5 protein-coding genes are annotated in these 12,669 nt (G+C 43.3%); 3 read left to right on the top strand and 2 right to left on the bottom strand.

Annotated elements, in window-relative coordinates:
* The first annotated feature begins 146 nt into the window (after nucleotides 1–146).
* The 3 genes from ACAM37_RS04635 to recD are packed head-to-tail and all read left to right on the top strand — an operon-like array spanning nucleotide 147 to nucleotide 11,249.
* Nucleotides 147–4,706, top strand: coding sequence for an exodeoxyribonuclease V subunit gamma (locus ACAM37_RS04635; RefSeq protein WP_369626712.1), 4,560 nt, complete (start codon nucleotides 147–149; stop codon nucleotides 4,704–4,706).
* A 25-nt stretch (nucleotides 4,707–4,731) separates the two neighbouring features.
* Complete coding sequence (locus ACAM37_RS04640; RefSeq protein ID WP_369626713.1) at nucleotides 4,732–9,261, top strand: UvrD-helicase domain-containing protein; 4,530 nt, start codon at nucleotides 4,732–4,734, stop codon at nucleotides 9,259–9,261.
* Between the two features lie 29 nt (nucleotides 9,262–9,290).
* Nucleotides 9,291–11,249: an exodeoxyribonuclease V subunit alpha gene (gene recD, locus ACAM37_RS04645; RefSeq protein WP_369626714.1), complete on the top strand. Its 1,959-nt coding sequence runs from the start codon at nucleotides 9,291–9,293 to the stop codon at nucleotides 11,247–11,249.
* A 100-nt stretch (nucleotides 11,250–11,349) separates the two neighbouring features.
* On the opposite strand, the gene ACAM37_RS04650 is transcribed toward recD, so the two are convergent.
* On the bottom strand, nucleotides 11,350–11,907 hold the full coding sequence (locus tag ACAM37_RS04650; RefSeq protein WP_007115322.1) for a hypoxanthine-guanine phosphoribosyltransferase: 558 nt from the start codon (nucleotides 11,905–11,907) through the stop codon (nucleotides 11,350–11,352).
* An 80-nt stretch (nucleotides 11,908–11,987) separates the two neighbouring features.
* The gene (locus tag ACAM37_RS04655) at nucleotides 11,988–12,659 is read right to left on the bottom strand and encodes a hypothetical protein (RefSeq protein WP_369626715.1); all 672 of its coding nucleotides are present in this window, start codon (nucleotides 12,657–12,659) and stop codon (nucleotides 11,988–11,990) included.
* Between the last annotated feature and the right edge of the window lie 10 nt (nucleotides 12,660–12,669).

A 12,669-nucleotide genomic window follows, 5' to 3' on the forward strand; every position in this document is an offset into this window, starting at 1 on the left:
GACAAAATGCTAGCGACACTGGGTGTCGTGACTGTGGCACTTCGGGCGATTTTTTCATTGAGCGGTGATGGTGAGGTGTTTTTTTTGCTGTATAATTTTTTGAGCGACTCACTTACTATCTATAAAAATTCTTGAGTATTTACTGCATGCTAACGATTATACAAAGCAATAAAGTCGATAAGCTATTTGACCATTTGTTAAAGGCCTACAAAAATCCCAGTTATCAAAGCTCAATTTTTGAGCCATTTCAGGTGATTGTGCCATCTAAAGTCATGGGGGAGTGGTTAAAAAAACAAGTCGCAGATAAGGCAGGCATCAGCACCTTAGTAACCACCGAATTTTGGGGTCGCTATTTTTTGGGACTGATGCAGCGGGTGTTAAGAACCTATGCGCGCATCTCGGACGACGACGATATATTAGACGTGCCAGAAGTGGCAATGCTGTCCAAAAACGTCATGCAGTGGCAAATCTTTGGCTATTTAACCCAGTACAGACAAGCCATTGTGGAGCAGCCGCAACATCCGCTTTATCCATTTTTATCGCCGCTAGTTGAAGACAAAGAAGCGCATAGCCCAAATACGACTGGTTTTGCACCTGATACACCCGCCACCATTGACAGTTTGAGCTGGGCGAATAACCAATCGCTACTGTCTAATGACGTGATTAGCCAATCTGCTGAATTGCAAACCCAAGATCAACGCATCTGGCAGCTAGCCAGTGATATGGCAAATATGCTCAATCGCTACATGACTTATCGCCCGCAGTGGCTCAGTAATTGGGGGCAAGACAAGCCTGTCGCGGTGAGTGACATGATTGCCAAAAAAGATGCGCTGCATAACCGCTTAAACGGGCGGGATGCGTCCAACGCCATTGAGACGCCTGACTGGCTCGTTGAGCACTACGAACAACTAGAAGCGGCGCAGCGATTTTTATGGCGGCAGCTGTTTGATGATGATTACCGGTTTCGCGAGCAGCTCCATCAGCAGTTTTGGCAGGCATTAAACCATTCAGACACCCGTATCCGCAACATCAGTCGTAGCAAGTTACCAAAGCACGTGTTTTTATTTACTTTGCAGCAGTTACCGCCGACAGAGTTACTGGACTTACAACGCTTAGGGGTATTAACCGACGTCACGATTTTACACTTTAACCCATCAGAGCAATTTTGGGCAGATATCGTCGATAAAAACTGGCTCATGCAGATGCAAATGGAAGACGATGCCAGCAAGCATGACGCTTGGTATCTAAAAGATTATGGCCATACTTTGTTGTCACGGTTTGGCAAACAATCGCGTGAAGTGTTTGCCATGCTGGCAAGCTTATCGGGTAATGAATATGAACATGTACTATGGCAAGATGATTTTGATAACACACCGCCCAATACGTTACTTGAATTTATCCAACATGACATCTTAATGCTAGAAGAAGTCGCAACCACCGCCAAAATCAATGACATGCTTAAACTGGTGAAAGGCGAGGAAACAAAAGCAGCAAAAGCAGCGAGTGAAGATGGCCGCCAAAATCTCGCGCAGCAAACCCAGCTTTTACAGCAGCAGCTTGCCAATATTCAAAGTAATGGTCTGAAAGATATCGAATCCACACTTGGTCTATACAAAGCCATCAAAGACAGACTCAAGCAAGAATCCAACAAGCAACTTGATAACGTGGAAAAATGGCGACCCAAACCACTTGATACCAGTATCGCCATTCATGTCTGTCATAGCATGGTGCGCCAGCTTGAAGTGCTACGCAGTATGATTATCGGGTGGCTAAATTATAGCGATATGCAAGCCACACCCGCGCAGATTCCCACCGATCCTTGGGATAGACGTGCGTTATCAGATATTTTGGTATTATTGCCCGATATCGAAACCCACCAAAACATCATCGAAGCCACGTTCCCCAAACATGTGGGCGGCGATGGCTATCAGTTGCCAGCCAAAGTGACAGGCGTGGTGGCAAAAGATATCAACCTGCTTTGGCAAGCGATTACAGGGTACTACACGCTGCTCAATCGGGCAGGCGCTCGGTTTCAGCGTAGTGAAGTATTTGATTGGTTGATGCTAGCGCCACTATATGAAAGCTTTGGGCTTAATTTGGAGCAGATGACCCGTGCTTGTGATTTGCTGACTCAGGCGGGATTTATTCGCGGGTTTGACGAGCTGCATTTGCAGCAAACCTTAAGTGCTGCCGATGATGACTATCGATACACCTTTGCTTACGCGCTTGAGCGCTTGGTCGCTGGCGTGATGATGCCCAAAGCCACGGTGGTCAGTTTTGGCGAGTATACCAATAGCTTTGGCGTGGTAGAGAAGTTTGTACCACTGACAAACTTGACCATGGCAGATGCCGACATCGTCGCTGTGCTGTGTGATATTTATCAAACGTTGGATGACAATCGTCACCTAGGTACTGACGTTAAAACCTTGCCTGACTGGCTAAGCCAAATAGAAAAGCTCATTCAACAAAAATTTAGCCTATTTAATCAAACCAATGCGTGGCGCGCGATTTTTGCCGCACAAAATGACCTAAAAGAAAATATCGAAGCCAATAGCAAATACCTCGCTACGGTGAAAATCAAAACCGCAAAAAACCCCAACCCAGCTACCGAGCCAGTGCAGCAAATTGACACCGAGAATTTGCCACTTAAACTCACTTTTGTACTCGAAAACATCGCCCAATCGATTATCAATCAGCAAGTAAGTGCCGAGCCCTCTGGCGTAATTACCTTTGCCCGTATCGGTTCAGTGCGCAGCCTGCCGTATAAGTTGGTGGTGATGCTCAATTTAAATTTATCTGAGTTTCCAAAGCAAGAGCAGCAAAACCGTTATAACTTAATGCAGGCAGGATTGCCGATTCGCGGTGACAGATTTCGTGAAGATGACGATTTAGGTGCGTTTTTGGATGCGCTGCTGTGCGCCAAGCAAGCGTGCTGGATATTTTATAATGGTAAAAGTACCACAGATACCCACGAGCATTTACCTGCCAGTCCCGTACAGGAATTACTCGACTTTTTGCAAAACCGAATGGCGAGTGATGACGTAATCATTGACCCCAATAACGACCAAAATAGCCTAAGCAACAATTCTCAAAATCCCCCAAATCCCCAGTCAACCAACTTTGAACAATGGGTAAAAGCGTATTTGGTCACCCATCATGCCGCCTTGCCATTTGATAAAAGTTATTTTGAATTGCCGCAAACTGAGCATAAAGATAAAGGTATTCAAAGTCATGAGCAAATTAATGACGATGGGGTATCCGCTGATTTACACCAAACCACAGCCAGCTTAGACCAGCAAATCAAGCTGTCAAAAACTGCCCTGTACCCACCTGCCAAAATTTGGCACAATCTTTATACGGCGCTGCAAGATAAAAACGCTACGTCCACTCAGCCAATCGTGCAAGTTTGGGATACAAAGCAACTAACTGACTGGCTATCACAGTGGCAACAACTGAAAAAGCGTTTGTCCGACCTGCCTGAACAGTCGCAGCAGCATTATGTCAACTTGAGTAAAATCGTTGGCAACCTAGCCGATCCTGCCAAAGCCTTTGTGAAAGCACAAAACATTGCTATTTCTGTCCAAGGTGACAATGATAGCGGTGATAACGAGTTTGAATCGTTAACCTTGGATGCGTTAGATGGTTGGTTGTTGCGTAAATCTTTGTTAGATGCTTTTTTTGCACAAGCCTTGTCCGATAAAAGCGATAATACCCATAATACTCATAGCAACGAGATGAAACTGGCAGCAAACGCGCAAACATCAGTTGCTCAAGAATCGATGGCTCAACAATCAATCAACATCGCTATCAATGAGTTATTACCAGCCGGGGTGAATCGCTACCAATCGTTGCAGCAAAATCAGCAACAACTCAAAAAAGATTTGCAGGATTTTGTTCATCACTTAAAAACCATCAGCCAACAGCTCGAGGCTACTGAGGCAAAGTTGTTAGGGAATTTTTATTCAGATAAATTTGGGGCATTAGATATACAAAACACCGATGAAGTCATCCAATGGGTGGCAACGGCGTTAACCCCCTGTGAAGAGCAGCGAATCGCTATTAGCGCCTTGGCGCTGGATAAACAAGCGGGACTGATGAACAGTAAAGAAAGCTGGGTCATCACTGCCAACCTGCCACTATATAAACCGTATCAATCAATTGAAGATAAGGTTGCAGCAGCTGCCAATCCAAGCTATTGGTTAAATTATTTGCCAACGTCTGGCAAAGAAAAATACCTGTTGCAATTTTGGCTGCATCATTTATGTTGGCAAGTGCTGCGCCGCACCACGGCTCAACAAGCAAAGCTAAATGATGGCTTTTCGCTATGGCAGTTTAGCAATAAAAAAACCGTATATTTACCTGCCATCCCTTGTGAGCAAGCTTGTGGTTATTTGCAGGATATTGTGATGGTGTATCAACTCATTGATAGCGTCGTAACCATTGTACCGCCCGCTTTTTGCCTGTCATTTTTACAAAAACAACAAAAGCAGCCAGAGGCACCAGCCAGCCAGCATCTAGGTGATTGGCTAAAAGACAGTAATTTTAATTTTGTGGATGTGAATCAGTTTGACTACCCGATTTGGCAGCATTTAATCGGCGATTATAAACCATCGGTGATTATTGGGTTTGCCCAGACGTTGGGCGCGCTGATTTATGAGCCTATGTTATCCATGGTCAAAGAATTGCACCAACTCATTGAAGCATGACGCGCATTTTTATCAAAGAAATCTTATGAAACACGATATTCATACCCCAAGCATAAAAGTAAGTAGTGAAACAAATATCGAGGCAAACATCAAAACAAATATCAAAACAAACACTCAAACAAACATCGACGAAGCACGCATTAAAGAAGACGCTGAGTCTTTACTCCCGCCTGCAGTCACTTTGCCATTGACGGGGCGTCATTTGATTGAAGCCTCAGCAGGCACAGGCAAAACATGGACGTTGACGGGCGTGATGTTGCGACTAATCGTGCAAGCCGGGCAGCCGTGTGAAAAAATTATCGCCACGACCTTTACGCGAAGTGCCGCCGCCGAAATGCGCCAGCGGATTCGTGAGCGTTTGCAAGATTTTTATCAATTGCTGCAAATGATTAATCATTCTACATTTACACCGTTAAACGACAGTGAGTTGGATAGCAGCAAAGCTATCGCTGTGCAAAAATATGCAAATTTTATTGCGCAGGTGCAAGCGCTTGCGGCACAAAAAAATTTACTGGGTAAGTACCAAGACCCTATCAATAGACACTTAATCGACTGGGTCGCCAAACAAGTCTTTGGTTTGCCGGTAGATGTAACCGCTTTAGCAGGCCCAGAAGTTAGCCCGAAAGAAAGCCTAAATACCCCAAAGCCAACCGCTGATGATAGTGAAAACAGTACCCATAAACCTGCCAAAAACACCGTCAATTTTCGTATCGCACTGCAGCGCACCACATTGGCACTCAACCAGCTTGATCGCTTATTTGTTAGTACCCTCGATAGTTTGTGTCAAAAGTGGCTAAGAGAATATAGTAGCGAAACGGGGTTTTCTGCAGAGGTGCAAATCAGTAATGATGTCAGCGGCATCATCAAGGGTATGATTCACGACCAACTTAGGGCATTTATGGCGCAGGTCAATGTCAATATGCCTGAATTATATCCGATGATGTTTGACAATAACGTGTTTTTACCGGTTGATGACTACTACGAGGCGGTCAATCGCGCGCTGAATTTTTATACCGCTGATATCGATACGGTAACATTGACAACGTTTGATACTACTGCTATCAAGGCGCTGATACAGTCGATTGCAGATGATAATGATAGTGGGTTTGAGGCATATTTTGATAGTGACTTTCGTAAAGCGCAAGGGTTTAGTGCTGGCAATAAACTTCATAAACACTTTAACGAAATTAAAAATCTGCAAAATTTACTCAGCACGGGTGACATTACCAATGTTTTTGCTATGTACAAAGTTGGCAATATAGCTAAGGTACTAGATGGCATTGAAGATTTATACGCCAACGATAAAGGCTTTAATAGCAAAAAAGAACAGCAAAGCGCTACATTCAAATCCTTTGATATCGTGGACAACATTTGGCAGCTTATCCAACAAACGCAAGCCTTGCAAGACTACTTTAAACAAGTAAATTTTTACTTTATCCAGTTTATCAGCCGTTATGTGCGTACCCACCTACCAAAACGCCTTGAATCACAGCGGCTAACTACCTTTGCCTTACAATTGGCGCGCTTAAACGATGCGTTATCCGGCAAAAAAGGTCAGTCGTTAGCGCGTTATATTCGCCATCAGTATCCCATCGCCTTAATTGATGAATCGCAGGATATCAACACCGAACAAGCGTTACTGATTCAAAGGGTTTATTTACAAGATTTCGAGCCAGAGACAGCAGATAAAGCAGAAAAATCAAAGGCTAGAAAATATCACACACCTTCGCAGTTTTTGCTGTTGGTAGGGGATCCTAAACAGGCAATCTATGGATTTCGCGGCGGGGACGTCCAAAACTACACCACGCTAAAAAAATTATTTCCGGAACAGCCCAAGTCACTCAACCAAAACCATCGCTCATCGGCAGCACTGATTGATAGCCTCAATCACTGGTATGGCGTTGGCGAGCAAGATATTGACCCAAATCAAGCCGACCAGCTGCCCAATGTTAACCAACAGCCATATTTTATGGGGCGTGAAATTTATTATCGCAAAATCTCTGCCACGCGCCAAACCACTGAGCTAGTTGTCGGCAATGCGGCGGAAAATGAAGCTGTAAGCTTACCTGCGTTCAATCATATTGCTATCGAATATAAAGCGCCCTATAGTCAGCAAATGGTGGCAGTAGCCGAGAATGACGGCATATCAAATGATACTGACTCCTCGAATGACATCATCTCATCAACTGATGAAAAAACGGTGGATTATGCCGATGCGATTGCCGCGCAAATTTTTGATTTATTTGATGATAGTAAAGCATTAAGCTACCAAAATCGTGGCTTGACGCTGAGTGATATTTGTGTGTTGGCAGTCAAAAACAGTGAACTTCATACCATCGAAAAACGCTTACATCATCATGGGATTGCGACGGTCAGAGGCGGTAGTCAAAGTGTCTTTGGCGATAGCATGAGTGTTGATTTGATGACCTTGCAAAGCGTGCTGTTGACGCCATTTAGCGAATCAAAATTAAAATCCTTGATGTTGTCTAGTTTTTTTCAGCTGACCCTTGAACAAATCAACCAGTTGTATGATGCGCTTAATCAAACTAACGCCCAAGCGGCGCAAGGACAAGCTCACTCTGATCCTCAAGCTCATCAAGCGTCAACAAACACCAGTTTGGCTGAGATTCAGCAATTGGTATTGACCGCCAGCGAATTGTGGCAGAAACACAGTTTTTTGGTGGCTATAGAGTGGCTGCTCAATCAACCGCTTACTTTACCCAGCCAAATCACACTCAATTTTTGGCAGCGCCTCGCCAAACATCCAAATGGCGAGCGATTGCTCATCGATCTGCGCCAGTTGTTAGATATTATCAGCGATCAGTTCAATGGACAGGTAGGCAAGCATCAACTGTTTGAGTGGTTCTGCGCCCAAGTGCAACAGCAGCCTAAAGAAGATTGGTCAACGCAGCAGCGCTTGCCATCTGATGAAGGGGTGCAACTGATGACGGTTCACGCCTCTAAAGGCTTGGAGTTTCCGATAGTATTTGTGGTTGGGTTTACCGGGGAGAGTAAAGCCAAGTTTTATGGTGCGCCGTTATATCTGTATGGTATACAAACCACCCATCAAGCAGCGCCCCAATTCACTCAAAAATTGACGCAAAACAATGATAACCCGCTATTAAGCCGCCGATTAACCGCGTTGCCCAGCCAAATAGCCGATAACAATCCAATCAATTCAATCAATTATGTCGCTATTGAAGACCAATCTGCCTACGAGGAACGATTGCGATTATTGTACGTTGCCCTTACCCGTGCAAAAGAACAAGTGTATCTTGTGACTGTCGCCAAAAAATCTGCAGTGAAAAATTCTGCTTTGGCGCCTTTTATGGACGATTTGGCAAAATTTGCTGTCAAAGAAACGTTGACTAAAACGACCCATATCATAGATTCAAATAGCCTAAGTAAATACTATGACTCAAAGCTAAAATTTACACCCAAAACAAATAGGCAAAATGAGCAAAACGCTACGGTCGCTAAGATTGATTACGATGAAATCATCAAAGTCATCACCATCGATACCTTTAAGGGATGGGCGAATACCAGTTTTACCGCATTGTCTCGTTATATTGACCATGCCAGCGTTGACACAGTGGTCAATGCCGAAGACAGGCAAGATGATGATATTTTGTCAGCGGCGCAAACTAACGTATTGACTATCGCCAATAACAGGCTATCGGGGGAGCCAAGTAACGAGGTCAACTCAATTAGATTTAACTTTGAAAAAGGCACAAACCCAGGGACTTTTTTACATAGTATCTTAGAAGACATCGCCAATAACTACAATGAAACCCCTGAGTTGGCGGTGCCACAACAGCAAGATGCCAGAGCAGACAAGTTAAAACGCTGGTCAGTCATGGTGGATCGCACGTTAAGACGCTACCAAATGCCGAGCAATTATTTTTCTACAAAAGAGAGTAGTGCAGGGCAGTATGGCAACTGGCATGATATCAACATTGATGATTTGCAGCCTGATTATATCGCGTTGGTGGATTGGCTAGATGACATCATCCATACGCCGTTAGCCGCTTCGGCAGTGCCGCTGGTCAATATAAAATATAACCAAAAAGTTGCTGAATTAGGGTTTAATTTACGCTTAAATCAGCATTTGTCATTTAGCGACTTGAACACGTTGTTTCATCAATTTGATATCCCACTGCAATTGCAGAGCCAAGAAGTCAATACCATGGTTTGGCAGTATCTTAAAGGAGAGATTGACTTGGTGTATCAGCACGGCACACAGTTTTTTATCGTCGATTATAAAAGCAATTATCTTGGCAGTGATTTCGACAGTTATAACCAAGCAGCATTATATGACGCGATGACCACGCATAGTTATTGGTTACAAGCGAGCATCTACCAAGTGGCGCTGCATCGCTATTTAAAGTTACGACTACCCAATTATGACATCAATACCCATTTGGGTGCGGTCGAATATGCTTTTTTACGCGGTATGTCACCCAAGCATGACACCCGTGGAAAGCTAGTAAAACAGTTTGATAGTGACTTTATCTTGGCATTAGATGATATGTTCGGCTATCCCAATGACAATTAAAATTAACCATTACGCATAAAGAATTTATTATGAAAACAAACACGACTGAGCCAACCGCTGCACTTGAAGAAACTGCCAAATTAACCCAATTAGCCAATTTTATTCAATACCGCAAGCAGCAAAAATCACAGTTAAATAAAACAGAAACCAATAAAAATAGCCTAAGCAAAGAAAATCAAAATAAAAGTACAAAAACAAAAGAAAAACCAAAAATCTTGCAAATTTTTGACCAAATCAATGAACAACTGTCAGAAGGACATACTGTGTATGAAATGACGGTCAACAATGAAGATGAAAAATCACTCATTGCAGAGTTGACGGACGATAACTGGGCAAGCGTAATAGGGGTAGGTGATGAATTACGCAACCATGACACCAATACACCTATCATTCTTCAAAAACTCGCCCAATCAGTTGATGGAGTTGGTGAAACGCAAGTTAGCTACATTGTTTGGCTGCATCGGCAATGGTACGCAGAGCAATCGTTAGCCAAGCAGTTGATGAAAATTGCCCATAGAAAAGTGGCGGCATTCAATGGTATATCTTCATCAAGAGAAGTCGATAACGGTTTGGCGCCCAATACGATGCAGCAGCTCGCCATAGAAAAATCAAGCCAACACGCACTGAGTATCATTATCGGTGGACCTGGCACGGGCAAAACTTTTACCGTGGCGAAGTTGGTAACCACGCTGCAAAAGGAGCACGAGCATAAAAGAAAACAGGACCCTAATTTACCACCTTTATCTATCACCTTGACTGCACCTACAGGGAAGGCAGCGCAGCGTATGCAAGAGTCATTACGAATAAGCTTGCAAAAAAGTTTGCAAGATGAAGAAATCACTTTGGACAATGCAAAAACCTTACATCGACTGTTGGGTATTGGTAGTGATGGCACACCACGCTATCACGCCAAAAATCCATTACCCGATGATTTGATTATCGTAGATGAAGCGTCCATGCTAGGGCTTGAGCTTGCCAGTCAGTTGGTTGATGCTATCAAACCCACGGGTCGGCTGATTTTGTTGGGTGATGCCAATCAGCTGGCTGCGGTAGATGCAGGGTCGGTTCTATCAGATTTGTGCGCGGTGACGCGTTTGCAGCCTTATATCACGGAATTGACCGAATCAAAACGCTTTGATTCAAATTCAGTTGTCGGTCAGTTTGCTCTCGCCATTCAGCAAAATTTGCCTGCCGCTAAAAAAATAAAGCTCATCCAGCGATTATTACAACCCATTGATTTGCAAGCAATTAAGCCGTCTCAAAGTGAAAATCCAACCGACTTGGCTGGTAAAAAACAGCAAACAGCCAATATTCCTTTTTACCCAATTGATGCGTCTTCGAGTTTGCCTGCTGTTTTCAGCCAATTAGCGAAACCTTATCATCCATTTTTTGCGCTTATGCAGCAATGGTACAGCCAGCCCGTCAATATTTTTGAAGCGAATAATCGAAAAGGGCTGTTTGAGGTATTTGATAGTTACCGCATTCTGTGTGCAGGTCATCAAGGACAATTGGGCACCCAATCAATCAACCAAAAGATGAGCCTGGCTTTTACCGAGTTTTCCAAAATTACGCGAACCAAAGCTTACTTTTATCACGGTTTACCGATTATCATTCAAAACAATGATTATCAGTTGGGGTTATTCAATGGCGATATTGCGATTTGTCTGTTGTACCAAGGGCAGTTGTACGCGTGTTTTGCAGAAAAAGTGATACCTATTCAGCGATTAAGCCGGGAAAGTTGCGACTATGCCTATGCGATGACCATTCATAAGTCACAAGGCTCAGAATTTCTAACGGTCGCCATTTGTATTGATAAAGCCCATACAAGGCTACTAAGCCAAGCGCTGATTTATACAGCGGTGACGCGTAGTAAATCCGCCTTATCCATATATAGCGCTAAAGAGAATTTTGAGTTAGCTGTGACGCAAAAAGCGGTGCGACAAACTGGCTTACAACTACAATTTGATCATCTCAACAACACGCCATAAAAGATAGGTCATAAAAACAGACATCATAAAAGGTATATTCTAAAAAAATACGCCATAAAAAAGGTATCCAATGATACCTTTTTATTTATGACAAGCAGCTTTACACATTTTTTAACGCATAAATCCCTGGCATATGGCGTAGATACCCGTGATAGTCCATACCGCAGCCATACACATAGCGATCTGCCACATCGAGACCCACAAAATCGACTTTAAACTCTTGTACTTTTCGGTCATGGAGTTTATTGAGTAGCACACAGGTGCGGATAGATTTTGGATTTTCTTTTGCCAGCTCGTCCACCACCGCTTTTAGGGTAATGCCTTCATCAAAAATATCATCAATCAATAAAATATCTTCGCCCGCCAAATCAATTTCAGGTTTGAATTTCCATTCAAGTTCATTGGTGCCTTGGTTGTTGCGATAGCGGGTAGCATGGATATAGTACATACGATGATAAAAAGTAAACTGGGTAAGCAGTTGACCTGCTGGAATCAACCCGCCATTCATCACCACCATCACAATGGGATTTTGACCTGCATAGTGCAGGTTGACACTGGCTGCCAAACGCTCGTAAGCACTACTCACTTCAAAGCTACTGATAAGACATTCAGAATTGCGTAGCGCTTCTTCGATTTGCTGATTGCTAAGTTGATTCATGCTGGACCTATTAATTTAAAAAAATAAGTGGGCTATTGTAACGCAGTTTTAGCCAATTGAATAATAACGGTTAGCAATACCTAATTGTTAAATATTAACGCTTGGTAATGTTTAGTAAAACGCTCCAGCGATTCTTGTGGCATTTGTGGGATTAAACGGCGTAGCGCGATATCAATGACTTTGACGATGATGCCATCGGTCACTGGAATTGCTGCGCGTTTGAGCATGTTTAAATTGAGCGTTTTGGTAAAATCGACCAAAAAATGCTGCAAACAGGCTTTGGTTAGCTCGCCAAATAAGCGAATCAAATTTTGCTGCTCTTCAAGCCCGTTACCTGCTTGGACATTTTCTATGCTAGTCAGTAAACTCTTTGCCAGCTCGTCAGTGAGTGGTACTGAGATGCGACGCTCACCCGATTGGGTATTTTTTAACACTTTTTGGTCAAAAAAATCGAAGCTAGGTAACACATCTTCATTTTTTGTAGGGCTTAATAGTGTGTTAATGAGTTTATCGCTAGTTGCTTCAATGGTTGCTGCGGTTTTAATCAAATGCGCTTTTCGTTCTGAATCATCCGGTAGCGATTCGATTAATTTAATCAGTAGCGCATCCATCAGCTCTTTACTGGTCAACTGGGTGATTTTATCGCGATAAACGTCATAACGTTCGCTACTTTTGCTAGTAATCAGCTCATACGCCTTATCAATGGTAGCGCTCAATTCTACGGAAGGGGTAAACCCAAAATAATAGCTCATAATATTTTTT

The organism is Moraxella sp. K23 (assembly GCF_041154765.1).
In the GTDB taxonomy this organism is placed as follows: Bacteria; Pseudomonadota; Gammaproteobacteria; order Pseudomonadales; family Moraxellaceae; genus Faucicola; species Faucicola tetraodonis.

Coding starts and splice junctions, on each gene's coding strand:
- ACAM37_RS04635 (WP_369626712.1), top strand. CDS start 147: ATGCTAACGATTATACAAAGCAATAAAGTCGATAAGCTATTTGACCAT.
- ACAM37_RS04640 (WP_369626713.1), top strand. CDS start 4,732: ATGAAACACGATATTCATACCCCAAGCATAAAAGTAAGTAGTGAAACA.
- recD (WP_369626714.1), top strand. CDS start 9,291: ATGAAAACAAACACGACTGAGCCAACCGCTGCACTTGAAGAAACTGCC.
- ACAM37_RS04650 (WP_007115322.1), bottom strand. CDS start 11,907: ATGAATCAACTTAGCAATCAGCAAATCGAAGAAGCGCTACGCAATTCT.
- ACAM37_RS04655 (WP_369626715.1), bottom strand. CDS start 12,659: ATGAGCTATTATTTTGGGTTTACCCCTTCCGTAGAATTGAGCGCTACC.